The 17321-nt window shown below is 54.2% G+C and carries 18 protein-coding genes, 1 tRNA gene and 1 pseudogene; 9 read left to right on the top strand and 11 right to left on the bottom strand.

Annotation, left to right across the window (positions count from 1 at the left end; translation table 11 throughout):
* Positions 1-19: 19 nt before the first annotated feature.
* Positions 20-262, bottom strand: coding sequence for a hypothetical protein (locus AAC637_RS02075; RefSeq protein ID WP_340302108.1), 243 nt, complete (start codon positions 260-262; stop codon positions 20-22).
* Between the two features lie 47 nt (positions 263-309).
* Between AAC637_RS02075 and AAC637_RS12665 the strand changes: the two are divergent.
* Positions 310-441 (top strand): annotated as a pseudogene (locus AAC637_RS12665) (V4R domain-containing protein); the annotation flags it as partial.
* Here the strand turns inward: AAC637_RS12665 and mltG are convergent.
* From mltG to fabD, 5 genes are all read right to left on the bottom strand, one after another.
* On the bottom strand, positions 438-1604 hold the full coding sequence (gene mltG / locus AAC637_RS02070) for an endolytic transglycosylase MltG (RefSeq protein WP_340302107.1): 1167 nt from the start codon (positions 1602-1604) through the stop codon (positions 438-440). The pseudogene AAC637_RS12665 and the gene mltG overlap by 4 nt on opposite strands.
* A 3-nt stretch (positions 1605-1607) precedes the next feature.
* The gene (gene fabF, locus AAC637_RS02065) at positions 1608-2864 is read right to left on the bottom strand and encodes a beta-ketoacyl-ACP synthase II (RefSeq protein WP_340302106.1); all 1257 of its coding nucleotides are present in this window, start codon (positions 2862-2864) and stop codon (positions 1608-1610) included.
* 188 nt (positions 2865-3052) lie between these two features.
* Positions 3053-3286, bottom strand: coding sequence for an acyl carrier protein (locus AAC637_RS02060; protein WP_340302105.1), 234 nt, complete (start codon positions 3284-3286; stop codon positions 3053-3055).
* 213 nt (positions 3287-3499) lie between these two features.
* Positions 3500-4237, bottom strand: coding sequence for a 3-oxoacyl-[acyl-carrier-protein] reductase (fabG, locus tag AAC637_RS02055; RefSeq protein ID WP_340302104.1), 738 nt, complete (start codon positions 4235-4237; stop codon positions 3500-3502).
* Positions 4238-4248: 11 nt separating this feature from the next.
* Positions 4249-5181: an ACP S-malonyltransferase gene (fabD, locus tag AAC637_RS02050; RefSeq protein WP_340302103.1), complete on the bottom strand. Its 933-nt coding sequence runs from the start codon at positions 5179-5181 to the stop codon at positions 4249-4251.
* Positions 5182-5428: 247 nt separating this feature from the next.
* Here fabD and rpsF point away from each other — a divergent pair, with 247 nt between their 5' ends.
* From rpsF to rplI, 3 genes are read left to right on the top strand one after another with little or no spacing between them, the layout of a single operon-like run.
* Complete coding sequence (gene rpsF / locus AAC637_RS02045) at positions 5429-5782, top strand: 30S ribosomal protein S6 (RefSeq protein WP_340302102.1); 354 nt, start codon at positions 5429-5431, stop codon at positions 5780-5782.
* 20 nt (positions 5783-5802) lie between these two features.
* On the top strand, positions 5803-6030 hold the full coding sequence (rpsR, locus tag AAC637_RS02040) for a 30S ribosomal protein S18 (RefSeq protein ID WP_213675305.1): 228 nt from the start codon (positions 5803-5805) through the stop codon (positions 6028-6030).
* Between the two features lie 12 nt (positions 6031-6042).
* Positions 6043-6669: a 50S ribosomal protein L9 gene (gene rplI / locus AAC637_RS02035; protein WP_340302101.1), complete on the top strand. Its 627-nt coding sequence runs from the start codon at positions 6043-6045 to the stop codon at positions 6667-6669.
* A gap of 80 nt (positions 6670-6749) precedes the next feature.
* Here rplI and AAC637_RS02030 read toward each other — a convergent pair whose 3' ends face one another.
* From AAC637_RS02030 to AAC637_RS02015, 4 genes are all read right to left on the bottom strand, one after another.
* Positions 6750-7655 carry a hypothetical protein gene (locus AAC637_RS02030; RefSeq protein ID WP_340302100.1) on the bottom strand — a complete coding sequence of 302 codons (906 nt, stop codon included), beginning with the start codon at positions 7653-7655 and terminating at the stop codon, positions 6750-6752.
* 155 nt (positions 7656-7810) lie between these two features.
* Positions 7811-9136, bottom strand: coding sequence for a trigger factor (gene tig, locus AAC637_RS02025; protein WP_340302099.1), 1326 nt, complete (start codon positions 9134-9136; stop codon positions 7811-7813).
* A 141-nt stretch (positions 9137-9277) separates the two neighbouring features.
* Positions 9278-10135 (bottom strand): SMP-30/gluconolactonase/LRE family protein, encoded by an 858-nt coding sequence (locus AAC637_RS02020; RefSeq protein ID WP_340302098.1) that lies wholly within the window; start codon positions 10133-10135, stop codon positions 9278-9280.
* A 9-nt stretch (positions 10136-10144) separates the two neighbouring features.
* Positions 10145-11674 carry an aldehyde dehydrogenase (NADP(+)) gene (locus tag AAC637_RS02015; RefSeq protein WP_340302097.1) on the bottom strand — a complete coding sequence of 510 codons (1530 nt, stop codon included), beginning with the start codon at positions 11672-11674 and terminating at the stop codon, positions 10145-10147.
* 176 nt (positions 11675-11850) lie between these two features.
* Between AAC637_RS02015 and AAC637_RS02010 the strand changes: the two genes are divergently transcribed.
* Both AAC637_RS02010 and AAC637_RS02005 read left to right on the top strand, forming a co-directional pair.
* Entirely contained in the window at positions 11851-12306 is a 456-nt protein-coding gene (locus tag AAC637_RS02010; protein ID WP_340302096.1) for a c-type cytochrome, read from the top strand.
* Positions 12307-12804: 498 nt separating this feature from the next.
* Positions 12805-14379, top strand: coding sequence for an FG-GAP-like repeat-containing protein (locus AAC637_RS02005; protein WP_340302095.1), 1575 nt, complete (start codon positions 12805-12807; stop codon positions 14377-14379).
* A 188-nt stretch (positions 14380-14567) separates the two neighbouring features.
* Here AAC637_RS02005 and AAC637_RS02000 read toward each other — a convergent pair.
* A tRNA-Leu gene (locus AAC637_RS02000) sits at positions 14568-14652 on the bottom strand.
* A 161-nt stretch (positions 14653-14813) separates the two neighbouring features.
* On the opposite strand from AAC637_RS02000, the gene AAC637_RS01995 reads away from it, so the two are divergent.
* From AAC637_RS01995 to glnA, 3 genes are all read left to right on the top strand, one after another.
* Entirely contained in the window at positions 14814-15299 is a 486-nt protein-coding gene (locus AAC637_RS01995; protein ID WP_340302094.1) for a hypothetical protein, read from the top strand.
* A 165-nt stretch (positions 15300-15464) separates the two neighbouring features.
* On the top strand, positions 15465-15803 hold the full coding sequence (locus AAC637_RS01990; protein WP_340302093.1) for a P-II family nitrogen regulator: 339 nt from the start codon (positions 15465-15467) through the stop codon (positions 15801-15803).
* A 77-nt stretch (positions 15804-15880) separates the two neighbouring features.
* Entirely contained in the window at positions 15881-17287 is a 1407-nt protein-coding gene (gene glnA / locus AAC637_RS01985) for a type I glutamate--ammonia ligase (RefSeq protein WP_340242691.1), read from the top strand.
* The last annotated feature ends 34 nt before the right edge of the window (positions 17288-17321 follow it).

The following is a 17321-nucleotide window of genomic DNA, read 5'->3' as shown; positions in this document are numbered from 1 at the left end:
TTTCAAAATTTGGGGCGGGTTAGACCCAATCGGGCAGGCTTAATTCGATGTAATGCGCCACCAATCGCACCGTTTCAGCTGAAAAAACACCGCCTTCTGCAGTAAGGGTAAGGGCAGTTGGTAACCAATAATCAAGCGGTGCTTGCGGCCCGTTCACCCATGAATTGACACCCAAAGATATGCCTGATCCAAATCGCAAGGGGTCGTCTGCGACCCCAATCGCCCATGTGCTCAGCGTGCCCGTGAGCGTGGATGTGACCAATCCCGTGACCCCCAACCCGATGCTGCGTTCTGGAGAAATAGGGTCTTTTGTGCCACTGGCACTGCGCGGTTTTTGAACGGCTCTATCGCCGCCTCGTCAGTCCTGATGTCTTCTGCCGTGAAAAAGCTTGCGCTGCTGCAGGTGCGGACGCCTGCCGTTTCGTTCTGCACCGCGGTTAATTTCCAGAATTGGCTCGTGCATCCGCCTCAATCCCGCGCCAGCGCGCGACATTTCCGTTATGCTCGGCCAATGTTTCAGCAAAGGCGTGGCCGCCTGTGCCATCCGCCACGAAAAAGATGTAATTCGTGTCGTCAGGGTTCAACGCCGCTTCAATAGAAGCGCGCCCTGGATTTGCAATCGGTGTTAGTGGCAGGCCGTCAATTTGATATGTGTTCCAGGGGGTTACGCGGTCAAGCTCACTTCGCCGCAAGCCGCGCCCCAACACACCTTGCCCCTCTGTGACGCCGTAAATCACAGTCGGGTCAGTCTGCAAACGCATTCCCTGCCGCAAACGATTGGTAAAGACACTGGCAACAACCCCTCGCTCTTCGGCCTGCCCCGTTTCTTTTTCTATGATCGAGGCCAAGATCAACGCCTCTTGCGGCGTGCTGATTGGCAGGTTCTCTGCGCGATTGGCCCACGCCTCCATCAAAATGGCCTCTTGGCGGGCTTGCATCTGAACCAACAGCTCCGCCCGCTCCATGCCACGCGTGGCCTCGTAGGTGTCTGGGGCCAATAATCCTTCTGAAGGGATCTCCGCAACCTCACCGGTTAGAAATTCAGCTGATTTCACCCCTTCAACAATCTGCCATGATGTCAAACCTTCTGGGATCGACACGCGATAGGCAATGCTTGCGCCGCTTTCGGTGATCTCGCTATAAATTGTTGGGATTTCCGCATCATAGGTAAATTCAGCCAATTCAATGACCTCGCCCGTGCCAGGCACCCGCTCGACCAGACGCTGCTCGCCCGTGCCATCTATGCGCAGAACATAGGTTGCAACGTAACGATAAACGGGGGCGGCATTTTGGGTGATAACCCCTAAAATCTCCTCCATTGAGGCGCGCGCAGGGATTTCAAACGACCCTGCACGAATAGCGCCTGCCATGTCGCTATATTCTGCGCCTAAGCGAAAAATCGCAGGATGCGTCACAGCCCCCGCTTCGGCCAAACGGGCCGCCACTTGCGACAGGCCCGCACCACGCGGCACCTCAAAAAAAATCGGCCCCTCAAGCGGCCCTTCCTTGGTAAATTCCCGCTGCCCCCACCCGATCGCGCCAGCCACGGCGATACATAGCACAATCAGCAGGCTGAACGCATTCGCAGCCACGCTTTTCCACATGTGTCAGACTTTCCCCATAATCAGACAGGCATTTGTCCCACCAAAGCCAAAGGAATTGCTTTGCACCACATTGATCTCGCCCTTCACAGCCTGATTGGCGCAAAGGTTGATGTCCGTTTCTGCCGCAGGCGTATCAAGGTTAATTGTTGGCGGGACGATTTGGTCACGAATGGCCAAGATTGAGAAAATAGCCTCAATCGCGCCCGCTGCTCCCAACAAATGCCCTGTTGCGGATTTTGTTGAGGACATCAGCAGATTTTTCGCATGATCCCCCATCAACCGCTCAACCGCGCCCAATTCAATTGTATCGGCCATGGTCGAGGTGCCATGCGCATTGACGTAATCCACATCTGACGGCGCCAACCCTGCACGCTTTAGCGCGGCACGCATCGCGCGCTCGGCCCCTTCATGGTCAGGCGGCGGGGCGGTAATGTGATGGGCATCACCCGACAGGCCATAGCCCAAAATTTCGGCGTAGATTTTTGCGCCGCGCGCTTTGGCGTGTTCATATTCCTCCAACACAACCACGCCTGCGCCTTCGCCCATGACGAACCCGTCACTGTCGCTATCCCATGGACGGCTGGCTTTTTGCGGCTCATCGCCCCGCTTGGTCGACAACGCCTTACACGCGTTAAAGCCCGCAATACCAATTTCACAAATCGGGCTTTCTGAACCGCCTGCTATCATCACATCCGCATCGCCCCATTGGATCAGACGCGCCGCGTCCCCAATGGCATGTGCGCCCGTGGAACAGGCCGTTACAACCGCATGGTTTGGCCCACGAAAGCCATATTTGATCGACACTTGCCCAGAGATCAGGTTGATCAGCGCACCTGGCACAAAGAAAGGCGATACACGGCGCGGCCCTTTCTCCTTAAGCGTGATGGATGTTTCCGCAATTGAGGCCAAGCCACCGATGCCCGACCCAATCATAACACCTGTGCGCTCAAGCGCATCGCGATCTTCGGGCTCCCATCCTGCGTCTTTGATGGCCTGCTCTGCCGCCGCAACGCCATAGAGGATGAATTCATCCACCTTGCGCTGTTCTTTCGGTTCCATGTAAAGATCAGGGTTAAAGGTTCCATCCGACCCATCGCCGCGCTTCACTTCGCAGGCATACGTCGTTGCCAGATGGCTTGCGTCAAAACGGGTGATGGTTCCCGCCCCTGATTGGCCCGCCAAAAGCCGCGACCATGTCTCCTCCACCCCTGTGGCCAGAGGTGTCACCAGTCCCAATCCTGTCACAACAACGCGCCGCATCTTCACTGCCCTTCTCTCGTTTCGCGAAAGCTTGCACGTTGATAGCCTAGGGGTGCCAAGATGGGCAATCCCTCTCGCAGAAATCAGGCAGATTCCCTTGCCATTTTGGCAAAAAAAACGGCACCGCCGCAACGATGCCGTTTTCAAAACCTTTCCCTCAGCAACTAGGCGGACTGTGGGGGAATGACTTATTGCGCGTCAGTGATGAACTTGACCGCATCGCCGAAAGTCTGGATCGATTCCGCCGCATCATCGGGGATTTCGATGCCAAATTCTTCCTCGAACGCCATTACCAACTCAACTGTATCGAGCGAATCCGCGCCCAGATCGTCAATGAAAGACGCGTTTTCAGTCACTTTGTCTTCATCTACGCTCAGATGCTCGACAACAATTTTCTTCACGCGACCTGCGATATCGCTCATGTTCTTTCCTCATCCATTTCGTGCGTGGGTTTATCCCCTGCACTGTTTCACTGGGCCGATTTTGGCCGCTCAATCCCGATCCTAACCGACTCAACCAGAGAAATGCCAGAACCAGAGGCGCCGAAAAGCAAAGCCTTTCGGTGAAAATCAGCGCCGCTATAGCATGTTTCCGAAATAAGGCAATGCCTCAATCCCACCATAACGGCACAACTGTTACAGCATCGCCATGCCGCCATTCACATGCAACGTGGCCCCTGTAACATATCCCGCTTCATTTGATGCCAGATACAGCACGGCTGCCGCGATCTCCTCGGGTGTTCCCATCCGCCCTGCGGGAATTTTTACATTGATGGCCGCTTTTTGATCATCATTCAGCTTATCTGTCATCGGTGTTGCAATGAAGCCTGGCGCGACACAGTTCACAGTCACGCCACGGCTCGCCACCTCATAGGCAAGGCTTTTTGACATACCCACCATGCCCGCTTTCGCAGCTGCATAATTCCCCTGCCCTGGATTGCCCGTTGCCCCCACGATAGAGCTGATATTGATGATCCGACCCCAACGCGATTTCATCATACCGCGCAACGCGCCGCGGCACAGCCGCATGGTTGATGTCAGATTAACCTCCAACACCTGCGCCCATTCCTCGTCTGACATCCGCATGAACAGGTTATCGCGTGTGATGCCCGCATTATTGACCAAAATATCCATCGCACCCATGGCCTCGATGGCTTGTTTTGGCAGGGCTTCAACCGCCTCAGCATCGGACAAATTGCACGGCAGAACATGGCTGCGCTCACCCAGTTCAGCGGCGAGGGCCTCAAGCGGCTCAACCCGCGTGCCAGATAGGGCGACCACTGCCCCCGCGCTGTGCAGCGCGCGCGCAATATCCGCACCGATCCCCCCAGATGCGCCCGTCACAAGCGAAGATTTTCCTGTCAAATCAAACATAAAGCCCGTCCTTATCCCTTAAGCGCGGCAATATCCGCGGCCGTTCCGATTGCTTTTGTCTCCATCTCGCGGGCAATGCGCTTGACCATCCCAGACAGCGCTTTGCCCGCGCCAACCTCCCACGCCTCGGTCACATCATTTTGCGCCATCCACATCACGGATTCGCGCCACCGCACGCGGCCTGTGACCTGCGTAATCAGATTGTCGCGGATCAGTGCGGGGTCATCGCTTGGCCCCGCCATCACGTTGCCGACCAATGGCACAACAGGCGCGTTTAACGTGACACTTGCCAACGCATCCGCCATTGCATCGGCCGCAGGTTGCATCAGCGCGCAATGAAAGGGGGCAGAGACAGGCAGCATCACAGCGCGCTTGGCCCCGCGTGCTTTGGCAAGCTCAACGGCGCGCTCTACCGCCGCCGCATGACCCGAAATCACAACTTGCGCGGGGTCATTGTCATTGGCCGCTTGGCAAACATCCCCTTCAGCCGCGTCAGAGGCCAAATCCGCAACCGTATCAAAATCTAGGCCCAAGATTGCGGCCATCGCGCCCTGCCCTTTTGGCGTAGCTTTTTGCATTGCATCGCCACGAATGCGCAACAACTTGGCAGTATCCGCCACCGACAGGCTAGCTGCCGCACAAAGCGCGGAATATTCGCCCAAAGAATGCCCCGCCACAAAACTTACGTGATCTTTCAGGGCAAACCCTTCGGCCTCAAGCGCGCGCACAGCCGCCATGGACGTTGCCATCAACGCAGGTTGCGCATTGGCGGTCAGGGTCAATTCGTCCTGATCCCCCTCCCAAATCAAATGCGACAGGTTTTGACCCAGTGCTTCATCCACCTCTTCAAACACCGCGCGCGCCGCGGCATAGGTTTCAGCCAAATCACGACCCATTCCAATGGTCTGCGCCCCTTGGCCCGGAAAGATAAAAGCACGGCTCATATTGCCTCTCCCACTTGTTTGTCTTGGGGTTATGGCTACAAGATATAGGGGGCAAGGGCAATTCATAACCGCAATTTTACCCTGATTTTACGGCGAGACCGCTACAGCTTGCACCCTGCCGTGATCTGTGTATAAGGCAGGCAACTTTCGCCTATTATAAATGAAACGGCGTGATCCCTCGTGACTGATGGGGCGAAAGTGGAACGCATCGGTCTTTGAAACGCGCCCGAACAGTATCGGAGTTCACATGCCCCTTTACGAGCATGTTATGATCTCGCGTCAGGACTTATCCAACGCGCAAGCTGAAAGCTTGATCGAGCATTTCAGCACCGTCCTCAAGGACAATGGTGGTTCCGTGGTTGATGCCGAATATTGGGGTATCAAGACCATGGCCTACAAAATCAACAAGAACCGCAAAGGCCATTATGCCTTCTTGCGCAGCGATGCCCCATCGACCGCCGTGCATGAAATGGAGCGTTTGATGCGCTTGCATGATGACGTGATGCGCGTCTTGACCATCAAGGTTGACGCCCACGAAGAAGGCCCTTCGGTTCAAATGCAAAAACGCGAAGAACGCGGCGAACGCCGCGAGCGCCGTTAATTTAAGGGAAGGATAGAAGCATGGCAGCAAAACCGTTTTTCCGCCGCCGCAAGTCCGACCCGTTTGACGGGGAAGACGCGCCAAAAATCGATTACAAAGATGTGCGCTTGCTTCAGCGTTATATCTCTGAGCGTGGCAAGATCGTGCCTGCACGTATCACTGCCGTATCCGCAAAAAACCAGCGCAAGCTGGCACAGGCCATCAAGCGCGCTCGTTTCCTCGCGCTGTTGCCCTATGCAGTGAAGTAAGGAGAAACCGATATGGATGTGATCCTTCTTGAACGCGTGGCCAAACTTGGCCAGATGGGCGATGTCGTTTCGGTAAAAGACGGCTATGCGCGCAACTATCTCTTGCCAAAGCGCAAGGCGATGCGTGCAAATGACAACAACCTCAAGGCTTTCGAAGCGCAAAAAGCCCAGCTTGAAGCGCGCAACCTCGAGACCAAGAAAGAAGCCGAGGATTTGGCAGCCCGCTTGGGTGGTCAGCAATTCGTTGTGATCCGCTCAGCCTCTGATTCTGGTGCGCTTTACGGCTCTGTCACCACTCGTGACGCGGCTGATGCAGCCACCGATGCAGGGTTCAGCATTGATCGCAAGCAGGTTGCCCTGACCGCGCCGATCAAAGAGCTTGGCCTTCACGTTGTGTCTGTCGTTCTGCACCCTGAGGTAGATGTGACCATCACCCTCAACGTGGCGCGTTCGACCGAAGAGGCAGAATTGCAAGCCTCTGGTAAGTCAATCCAAGAACTGGCCGCCGAAGAAGAAGCTGCTGCAGAATTCGAAATTGCAGAACTTTTTGACGATATCGGTGCAGCTCAGATGGTCGATGACGAAGATGCCCCCGCCCCTGCGGCAAAGGCAGCAGACGAAGGTGAAGAAAACGCATAAGCGTTTCTCAGGCTGCAAACCAAAAGAAAACCGCGCCCCAAGCAGGGCGCGGTTTTTTCTGCTTACCACCTTCGCTTGGATCAGTTCGTCCAAGTCTCCAATTCTAAATTGGCGGGGCAGCTTTGACCATTATATGTGCCAAGCCAAACATCAACACGCCCATTTAGCGCCGATGGCCCATAGACATTGACCAAAGGATCAAGGTTGCCATTGCTGTCATCATCAAACAGCCATGTTCCATCTGCGGTATTGACCAACATCACAGTGTCGCAGCTCGCATTGACCTGCAATTCCAACCGATACCCCTGCATCTGGCTGAGGTTGAAGGAAAATTGCGGTGCAGGCGTGAACCAGCCATGACCAGGCAAACCACACCCAGAAATCTCGCCGCTGCCATAGGCCGATGCAGAGAAATTGGTGGGTGAGTATAGCTGCGGCCCGTTCAAACCATAGCTTGGCCCTGTAAGGCCGATGGTCGGACAACTGCCCGAATTGCTTGGCGCGGCGGTGCTCGCCGTCCATGTTTCAAATTCAATCGTAGCCGAACAATTTGACCCTAAGGTGCCAACCCAGACATCCACCTGCCCATTCAGCGCATCGCTGCCCGAAATGCGCAGCATCGGATCAAGATTGCCGTTGCTGTCATCGTCAAAATACCAAATGCCATTAGCTGAATTCACAAGTAGCGTAGCATCGCAACTGCTGTTCACTTGGATCTCAAGATCATAACCCTGCATGCCTGACAGGTTCAACGTATATTGCGGGCTTGTCGAGACCGATCCTGCACCAGATATGCCGCAATTGCTGAGCATCGCCCCGCCCGTTGCCATGGTCGAATAGCTTTGCGGTGAATAAAGCTGATCCCCGGTAAAGCTCAGATAAGTGCCGCTTTTGGCAAAGGTTGGACAGGCGGCTGCCGTGACCACAGACACAAACAACACGGCACAGGCTGGTAGTAAAACGCGTAGCATGACTTCGTACCTCATTTTGTTGGCTTATCTCCAAGTCGCGAAAGGCACGCGCGACCCATATGTGCATTGCACCCCGTCTCTAGCTTACGCCGAAATCCCCAAAACACCACAAAAAAGCCCCCAATCTTCATTGGGGGCCTTTCGTGATGCTGCACTAAGTCTTTGGAAGATTATTCTTCGTCCAAGGCCTCAACAGCTTTTTCGAGCTTGGCTTTGGTGGTTTCAACATCCTTCACTTCAGCCTGCTCAAAGATATAGTCAACGACCTTATCCTCGAACAATGGTGCGCGAAGCTGCTGTTGCGCTTGCTGATTTTTCTGAATAAATTCAAAGAAGGCGCGCTCTTGACCGGAGTATTGACGCGCTTGATTCATGACCGCTTGGGTGAATTCCGCATCGGTCACTTGAACCTCGTTCTTCTGACCCAGTTCAGCCAAGAGCAAGCCCAACTTCACGCGGCGCTCGGCCAGTTTTGTGTGCTCTTTGGTCGGTTTGATCTCACCATGATCATGGCCCTGATGCTCAGGGTTTTCTTCATGCCAAAGTTGATGCGCGATCTGCGCGGCTTCTGCCTCGACAAGGCTTGGGGGCAGATCAAACTTAACCTGCTTGTCCAACTGATCGAGCAAAGCGCGCTTGGTGATCTGGCGCGCGGCCCCTGCATATTCAGCCTGCAAACGCTCCGACACCTGACCCTTCAGGGCATCAAGGCTTTCTGCGCCGTATTTCTTGGCAAGCTCATCATCAATCGCCGCAGGAACGGGCTTTTTGACCTCTTTGATCGTGCAATCAAAAGTCGCTGCTTTCCCTGCCAGATGCTCAGCGCCGTATTCCTCAGGGAAGGTTACAGAAACCTGCTTTTCTTCGCCCGCTTTTACGCCGATCAACTGATCTTCGAACCCTGGGATGAAGCTATTCGAACCCAAAACAAGTGGGTAATCTTCGGCGCTGCCGCCTTCAAACGCCTCGCCATCGACCTTGCCTACGAAATCAAAGACGACCTGATCATCCTTGGCAGCTTTGCCCTTTTTGGTTTCGAAATTCTGGGCTGTCTCAGCCAGTTTCGCCAGTGTCTCGGCAATCTCTTTGTCTGATGCAGGCACAACCATGCGCTCAAGCTTCAGCTTCTTGTAATCCACATCGGGGATTTCTGGCAGACGCTCATAGGCCATCGAGACGATGACATCATCGCCTTCTTTCCAATCCTCGTTCACCATCTTGACCTCAGGCTGCATCGCAGGGCGGTCGCCAGATGTTTCAAGGTGGTTTTGCATCGCGCTATCAACAGCGTCTTGCATCGCTTCGCCCATGACACGGGGGCCGAATTGCTTTTTCAAAAGCGCCATCGGCACTTTCCCCTTGCGAAAGCCTTTCATCTCAATCTCAGGCTGCGCTTCGACCAGTTTCTCATTGACCTTGGCTTCAAGTTCCGCACCCGTGATGGTGATTTCATAGGCGCGCTTTAGGCCTTCGTTTAGGGTTTCCGTGACGTTCATCTGCTTTCCTCGCAATCGAAAACGGTGGTCACCCAAAGGCGACCCGCAAAAAGGGAATTTGCGCCTTACTATTGACAGGCAGAGGGGCGTTCAACCCCGAAATGCGGGCCAAGCGGCGCTTGGCCCCGGCATTCACATAAATTAGGGCAAAATAACCCGTGGTTCAGCCACGCCTTTGACCTCAAGCCGTGCATGATAAAGCAATCCTTGCGGCGCATCAGCCGCTTCCATCCCCTCCTGTGCGGAGGTGATGTAGAGGTCTTGAAGATCAGGCCCACCAAAGGCGGGGCAACTGGAATGCCGCCCGTCAAGCGTGACCACGCGCTCAAGCCTGCCATCGGGGGCATATCGCGCAACACGGCCACTGCCCCATTGCGCATTCCAAACATAGCCTTCGGCATCCACCACAGACCCGTCAGGGTTCAAATCCTCCCCTTGCAGATCAAGAAAGACCGAAATTGGCCCATCGGGCCATCCATCGGAATTAAGGCCGACTTGCATAATCTGCTGATCTGGGGTCGAGCAGAAATAAGCGGTCTTGCCATCAGGCGAAAAACAAATCGAATTGGGTATGGTCACGGCGGCGAATAATTTACGCAACTCGCCCTTATAGTAGCGATAAATCGCTCCTGCCCCCTCTTCGAAACTCTTGCCCATCGTCCCGATCCAGAACCCGCCCTGATGATCCGCGCGGCCATCATTTGAGCGTGTCACGGGGTTATCTGCCTCAAGATCACACAACGGCGTGGCGGTGCCTGTGTCCAAATCAAACACAAAAAGCGCGCGTTCAGAGGCGATGACGATACGGGTCTCATCAACCCATCCCGCCGCCGAAACCAAATCTGGGAACCCATATTCGCGCTGAGCGCCATTTTTCAGCGCAAACAGGGTTTTGTTCATGATATCGAACCACAGCAATTCGCCACGCAACGGATGCCACAAAGGCCCCTCACCTAGGAAATTTGGCTGTGTCGTTATCGCGCTTGCATGCACACCCATGATCCAACCTCACTTTGCCAATTCACTGGGCAACAGACCTTCAGGCATGTTTTGATAGCACACAGGCCGCAAAAAGCGGCGGATCGCCAAAGAACCCACGGATGTCGCCCCAAAATTTGTAGACGCTGGATACGGCCCGCCATGCACCATGGCATCGCAGACTTCGACCCCAGTGGGGAAACCATTGGCCAAAACGCGGCCTGCTTTGCGCTCAAGGATCGGCAAGAACGCGCGGGCCTCTGCCAGATCGCCGTCATCCATATGCAACGTGCAGGTCAACTGCCCCTCAAGGCTGAGGGCAATTTCGCGCATCTGTTCAAGATCGCGGGCGCGCACAACCATCCCCATTGGCCCAAACACCTCGTGACCAAGCGTGTCATTGGCCAACCAATCTGCACCGCTCACCTCGTAGAGATAGGGGGCTGCATCGCGGTTGTCGCACATGGTTCCCAAAATCTCACGCACCGCGTTTTGGGCGCCGATGGTTTTGACCCCATTGCGATAGGCCTCGGCAATGCCTGTGGTTAGCATCACTTGCGGCGCGGTTGCAGAAAGCGCATCGCTTGCGGCGGCCACGAATGCATCGGCCTCAGCCCCATCAATCACCACGGCAATCCCTGGATTGGTACAAAACTGCCCCACGCCCATGGTCAGCGACCCCGCCCACGCCGTGCCAATCGCCGCGCCACGCGCGGCCATCGCGGCAGGCATCAAGAACATCGGGTTCACGCTGCCCAATTCGCCAAAAAATGGAATTGGGGTTGGGCGCGCTGCGCAAAGATCAAACAAGGCGCGCCCGCCTTTGAGCGATCCCGTAAAGCCAACCGCGCTGATCAATGGATGTTGCACAAGCGCGCCGCCCACCTCATAGGCCCCGCCATGAATCATGCTGAACACGCCCTCAGGCATTTCGCAGGCGCGGATCGCGACCAAGATAGCCTCAGCGATGATTTCAGCCGTTCCTGGGTGCGCCTCATGCGCCTTGACCACCACGGGGCAGCCTGCCGCCAAGGCGCTGGCCGTATCGCCCCCAGCCGTTGAAAAGGCGAGCGGGAAATTCGAAGCGCCAAACACGGCCACAGGGCCAACAGGCCGCTGCATCAAGCGCAAATCAGGGCGCGGCAACGGCGCGCGATCAGGCAGGGCTGCATCATGGCGCAAATCAAGATAGTCCTCTTTTAGGATATGCGCCGCAAACATCCGCAACTGGCCCGTGGTGCGACCGCGCTCCCCCTCAAGGCGCGCGGCAGGCAGGCCCGTTTCGCGGGCCCCAATATCGGTGATCATCTCGCCGCGCGATTCAATCTCATCCGCGATTTTGTTGAGAAATGCAGCGCGCGCTGCGCGGGATGTGGCGCTATAATTCCAAAATGCAGTTTCAGCGGCCTGAACGGCCTGATCCACCAAAACGACGCTGCCCTTTGAAACCGCGTGACCCTGACCATCCACAGGGGCCGAGGCAAACTGCCTCTCTCCTGCACGCCAATGGCCTGCAATCAAATGCTGTCCATGCGGGTGAAATTTTGGCTCAGATCCCATAACACGCTCCCTTATCACTGGTTGTTGGCGCTATCGTTAAAGACCTGCAAGCCATGCTGCAAGGGAGGGGCGTCAGGGTTTGCGGGAATTTGTCGCGCAAGCCTGACTTGAAATCAGATCAATCAACGCCAAAACTAGCCTTGTGACGGCGTCAATTTCAGTCATTCGTGCCAATAATGACTGACAAGGGAGTAAGTGATTTGACGCAAAAAATCGGACTGGCCGCAACCTTGGCCTTTGCAGTTTCGGGCGGGGCAGCATGGGCAGGCGGTGATGCCGCTGCGGGTGAACGCGCGTTCAACCAATGCATAGCGTGCCATGTGGTTAAAAACGCAGCAGGCGACACGCTTGCGGGGCGTAATGGGCGAACAGGGCCAAACCTATACGGCGTGGCAGGCGGCCCTGCAGGGGCGGCCGAAGGGTTCCGCTATTCCGCCAGCCTTGCAGCCTATAGTGAGGCAGGCAACGTTTGGGATGAAGAGGCCTTTGTGGCCTATGTCCAAGACCCGACCGCCTATCTGCGCGAGGCACTTGGCGACAATGGCGCGCGCAGCGCGATGTCGTTCCGTGTGCGTGGCGAGGAAGATGCCCGCAACCTTTACGCCTATCTGCAATCTTTGGCGACCGAGTAACGCAAAACCTTCTCGCGCGGCATGGTCTTTTAGCCATCCGCGCGAGATAAAGTCAGAGCGTGAAAGTAACGCATGGCTTGATGGCCATCTTAGGGCGCTGCTTACTTGGTCGCGCCAATATCAATGAACTCATCCATAAAGAGCGGAAGCAGCTCAACGCGGGACTTCACCCCCACCTTGTCAAACCCTATTCTAACTTGCTTGCCCGCGTGTCCAGACACCTATATGCAGCCCACACACAAACGAGAGCAACGCGCGCGCGGGCGGGAGCAAACACGCAGCCACGCGCGCAAAACGTTGGGCCACCATAATTTGACACAGGCTAAACTGTGATGCTTTAATCCAAAAATTATTCCAACATTGGGCGACAGAAACGCGATGCCTACCTACACGCTCCATAGGCTTACTTTAGCCGCCTTTTTTTGTTCAATGGCGTCTGCATCGCATACACAAGATTTGTCCGCGGACTTCAGAGCCGACCGAGGACTTACACAGAATGTGCAATCGCAATTAAACAACCTCGGTTTCAACGCGGGTGCAGCTGATGGATTATGGGGTCGCCGAACTGAAGGCGCAATTGACGCTTTTTTTAATCAGTACGCAAATCCGAATGAACAAAAATCTGTCCAAACATTGCTTGCCCTAATGCAGGAGGTTGAGGAAAGCTGGTTTGGAGACCCATTCTATGATCAAACTCAGATTATCACTCCACCCAATACCTTAAACACACGCAGAATATTTACGAGCGATATACGTGGCTCCAACTACGATTGCCAAGAATGTACAGGCGTAAGCACGCTAGTATTGGGGGCTGGTGATTTCGACAATGATAACATCGATGAACTGATAATAGGCCAGCATATTGGCGACCTTTCTAATAACAGTGTCCCAGTAGATCAGAACTCTCGGCTTTTAATTTTAGACTTCTCTGATCAGCCAGGTCTGGTTGCGGAGCTTGAGTTCTCTAATGGCCCTCATAACTTGGCCGGGGTCCACGAAAGGGAGGCCGTCATAGCAGACTTCAATGGTGACGGCATAGACGATTTTTTTATAGCCAATCATGGTTTGGATCGAAATCCGTTTCCTGGCGGGCAAAACATGCTCGTACTATCAACCCCTATCGGCCCAGTAGACGTAACCGCTACGAACATCCCTCAAATGGAGGACTTTTCTCACGGGGCAGATGATGGAGATATCGATAATGACGGAGATATCGATATTGTCGTAGCAACGCATTTTTCTTCAAATAGGTACGAACCTTATGTGCTTCTCAATAATGGGCAAGGTGTTTTTGAAAAACGTGACCTCGCCGATTTCGTAACCAACCCAAGCCTCATTCATTTATACCAAAATAGAGCAGACAACAGGTACTCAACCTTCCGTTTGATTGATTTAAACAATGACAATGCTCCTGAATTACTTTTGCTTCGATGCGACCAACAACAGGATGATGATAAGGTAGTTAGTCACATTCTATGGAATGAAGGCAACGGAACTTTCAATGGCAGCACTCAAACCGATTTGCCTACAAATAGATGGGGTTACTACACTTTTACAAACGATGCCGACGGTGTTGATTTAGACGGTAACGGTCTTGTAGACCTCGTACTAACCCAATCGACTAGAGATGGATGGTGGCGAGGCCATTTCTTGCAAATCTTAATGCAAGCAGAACCTGGTGTTTTTGTCGATCAAACTGCATCACGCATGTGGAACCAAGGCTACAGAACGCCTCTTGCAGACATTCCATTTGCAGATGAGACGCAGGTTATCGACTTAGATGGCGATGGAGATTTAGATCTGGTAACCCGTTCAGGCTCCCCAGCCATGAGGTCTTCCAATCTTGATGATGCGATTGCCCAGATTGCTATCAATTTGGGAGAGGGCGTTTTTCGTCCGCTTGATCCGCGATGGGTGTCTAACGGTCGAGAAGTTAACTTTCGTGGACCAGTCGCAGGGAACTTTGGACCATCAGGTGGGCCTGCTATTGTCAGTTACGAACTTTACGGGAGATACGATCAGCAGCCACATCAAACATGGGGTGCCAATTTTTCTCTTCATTGGCTAAGGTAAAACAAACCTAGATAGGCCTGCTGAAGCTCTACATTGCTCAGACCTTGGGAGCAACGCGCACGCGCGCGGGAGCAAACATGCAGCCACGCGCGTGCGGGACGCACAGCAAGGAAGGTGGATACAAGGGTGGATGACCTTTGCGCATCAACCACTAAGACCTTGATGTCTATCTCTATATTTTCATGATTTGGTGCGGGTGGAGGGACTTGAACCCCCACGCCTTGCGGCGCCAGAACCTAAATCTGGTGCGTCTACCAATTTCGCCACACCCGCAACGGCGCTGTCCTTAGCAGAGGCTTTTGCGGAGTGCGAGGGGGAAAATTACCCTTTTTGCAATTTCTTAAGGGCCACATCGCCCCGCACCAAAGGCCGCGCCACAATTTCGCCTTATTTCTGATGTTATCTCACCACAGAGGCAAAAGCGGGCAAAACAAATGACAATTCCCGTTAGCCCTGCACTGCTTATGGGGTTGCGTGATTTGGTGCAAAGCCCAAATGACGCAAAGCCCGCGCTTGAGACGCAGCTCATTATGGCAGATTTGCCCATTCTTACCCTTGAGGGGGCCATGCCTGCAGAACATCTCTGTGTGGGGGATCGTGTCATCACCAGTATTGGCGCCCTGCCCCTTCAGGCACTGATGCCTGTGCATATCGCCCAACCCCTGTGCGTGGTGTATCTTGAGGCCTATGCGCTTGGCTCTGACCAGACGCAGCCTTTTGATCTCTTTCCCAGTCAATTGTTGAAAACACGCCAAGGTGACATGGCCTTTGCGCGGGATTTCATCGGGCAGCGAGGCGTTAGGTATCGCAATCTGCCACAGGCGCGCTTGTTAGCCTTGCATTTTACGCGCGATGTCCAGATTTTTGCCAATGGGCTGATCCTACAGGCTGCCCGTTCGGTCGATCAGGCCGCAGCCTAAAGCCACAGTTTTCAAACTGATTAAATTTTGTGCGCAGCGCACAAATATGTTGCAAGTAGCCAAATTTCCCTTGAGAGAGAGCAGCGCGAGCGGGCAATCAGATTGCCCCGCCCCGCACAACATGGTGTCAGAAAGGCGCAATGCACGCAGGAAGGCGAGGGCCACATGAAAAAAATCGAAGCGATCATCAAACCATTCAAGCTTGATGAAGTGAAAGAAGCGCTTCAGGAAATCGGCATTCAAGGTTTGTCGGTGACCGAAGTCAAAGGGTTTGGCCGTCAAAAAGGTCATACAGAGCTTTATCGCGGCGCGGAATATGTGGTTGATTTCTTGCCTAAGGTAAAAATCGAAGTTGTTCTCTCCCATGATATGGTCGATAGCGCGATTGAGGCGATCATTGACGCGGCGAAGACCGATAAGATTGGGGACGGTAAGATTTTCGTCTCCACCATCGAGCAAGCAATCCGCATCCGCACAGGCGAGTCTGGTGAAGACGCGCTCTAAGGCATGAGGCCACAATAGCCAGGGTCGCTTTGGCCCTATCTCACTCCCCAAAGACCAAAATGTAAGGGAAGGTCACGATGAGCAAAGACAAGGTTCTTAAACTGATCAAAGACGAAGACATCGCATATGTCGATATTCGTTTCACAGACCCGCGCGGCAAGATCCAGCACGTTACCGTGATGTCTGATCTGGTTGATGAAGATTTCCTCGATGAGGGCTTCATGTTTGACGGCTCCTCGATTTCTGGTTGGAAAGGCATCGAAGCTTCCGACATGAAATTGATGGTAGACACAGACAGCGCCTATATTGATCCGTTCTACGCAGAGAAAACCCTGTGCGTGCATTGTAACGTGGTCGAGCCCGACACAGGCGAGCCTTACGAGCGTGACCCACGCGGCACCGCCGTGAAGGCAGAGGCCTATCTGAAATCCACAGGGATTGGCGATGTGGCCTATTTCGGCCCAGAGGCCGAATTCTTCATCTTTGATGATGTGCGTTACTCGGTCGCCCCAAACAAAGTGGGCTACGAAATTGACGCGGTCGCAGCCGCATGGAACACAGATGCTGAGTTCGAGATGGGCAATATGGGCCATCGCGCGGGCCACAAGGGCGGCTATTTCCCTGTGAACCCAATTGACGAAGCCCAAGACCTGCGCTCTGAAATGCTGTCGACCATGAAATCCATCGGGATGAAAGTGGACAAGCATCACCATGAAGTGGCGACCTGTCAGCATGAATTGGGCCTGATTTTCGGGACATTGACCGAACAGGGCGACAACATCCTGAAATATAAATACATCATCCAGAACGTGGCCCATGCCTATGGCAAAACAGCCACCTTCATGCCCAAGCCTATGGCAGGCGATAACGGCACGGGGATGCATGTGAACATGTCGATCTGGAAAGATGGCAAGCCCTTGTTCGCAGGCGACAAATACGCGGATCTGTCAGATGAGGCGCTTTACTTCATCGGTGGCATCCTCAAGCACGCCAAAGCGTTGAACGCGTTCACCAACCCATCGACCAACAGCTATAAGCGTCTGATCCCCGGCTTCGAAGCCCCCGTTCTACGCGCTTATTCTGCACGGAACCGTTCGGGCTGCGTGCGAATTCCATGGACAGAAAGCCCCAAAGCCAAGCGCGTTGAGGCCCGCTTCCCTGATCCATCCGCAAACCCCTACTTGGCCTTCTCGGCCTTGTTGATGGCGGGTCTGGACGGCATTCAGAACAAAATCCACCCAGGTGAGCCTTCTGACAAGGATCTGTATGATCTGCCCCCAGAAGAATTGGCCGAAATCCCAACTGTTTGCGCATCCTTGCGCGAGGCATTGGAAGAGCTGGAAAAAGATCACGACTTCCTGCTCAAAGGCGATGTGTTTACAAAGGATCAAATCGATGCCTATGCCGCGCTTAAGTGGCAGGAGGTCTATGCCTTCGAACACACCCCACACCCCGTGGAATACAAGATGTATTTCTCCTGCTAAGCAGCAGAAATCGAACAAAAAAGGTGCAAGCATT

The sequence above is a fragment of the Roseobacter sp. HKCCD7870 genome, assembly GCF_037830315.1.
Taxonomy (GTDB): Bacteria; Pseudomonadota; Alphaproteobacteria; order Rhodobacterales; family Rhodobacteraceae; genus M30B80.
Note: the sequence above shows the minus strand (reverse complement) of the source record. Positions and strands in the feature narration are given on the sequence as shown.

Coding starts and splice junctions, on each gene's coding strand:
- mltG (WP_340302107.1), bottom strand. CDS start 1,604: ATGTGGAAAAGCGTGGCTGCGAATGCGTTCAGCCTGCTGATTGTGCTA.
- fabF (WP_340302106.1), bottom strand. CDS start 2,864: ATGCGGCGCGTTGTTGTGACAGGATTGGGACTGGTGACACCTCTGGCC.
- AAC637_RS02060 (WP_340302105.1), bottom strand. CDS start 3,286: ATGAGCGATATCGCAGGTCGCGTGAAGAAAATTGTTGTCGAGCATCTG.
- fabG (WP_340302104.1), bottom strand. CDS start 4,237: ATGTTTGATTTGACAGGAAAATCTTCGCTTGTGACGGGCGCATCTGGG.
- fabD (WP_340302103.1), bottom strand. CDS start 5,181: ATGAGCCGTGCTTTTATCTTTCCGGGCCAAGGGGCGCAGACCATTGGA.
- rpsF (WP_340302102.1), top strand. CDS start 5,429: ATGCCCCTTTACGAGCATGTTATGATCTCGCGTCAGGACTTATCCAAC.
- rpsR (WP_213675305.1), top strand. CDS start 5,803: ATGGCAGCAAAACCGTTTTTCCGCCGCCGCAAGTCCGACCCGTTTGAC.
- rplI (WP_340302101.1), top strand. CDS start 6,043: ATGGATGTGATCCTTCTTGAACGCGTGGCCAAACTTGGCCAGATGGGC.
- AAC637_RS02030 (WP_340302100.1), bottom strand. CDS start 7,655: ATGAGGTACGAAGTCATGCTACGCGTTTTACTACCAGCCTGTGCCGTG.
- tig (WP_340302099.1), bottom strand. CDS start 9,136: ATGAACGTCACGGAAACCCTAAACGAAGGCCTAAAGCGCGCCTATGAA.
- AAC637_RS02020 (WP_340302098.1), bottom strand. CDS start 10,135: ATGGGTGTGCATGCAAGCGCGATAACGACACAGCCAAATTTCCTAGGT.
- AAC637_RS02015 (WP_340302097.1), bottom strand. CDS start 11,674: ATGGGATCTGAGCCAAAATTTCACCCGCATGGACAGCATTTGATTGCA.
- AAC637_RS02010 (WP_340302096.1), top strand. CDS start 11,851: ATGACTGACAAGGGAGTAAGTGATTTGACGCAAAAAATCGGACTGGCC.
- AAC637_RS01995 (WP_340302094.1), top strand. CDS start 14,814: ATGACAATTCCCGTTAGCCCTGCACTGCTTATGGGGTTGCGTGATTTG.
- AAC637_RS01990 (WP_340302093.1), top strand. CDS start 15,465: ATGAAAAAAATCGAAGCGATCATCAAACCATTCAAGCTTGATGAAGTG.
- glnA (WP_340242691.1), top strand. CDS start 15,881: ATGAGCAAAGACAAGGTTCTTAAACTGATCAAAGACGAAGACATCGCA.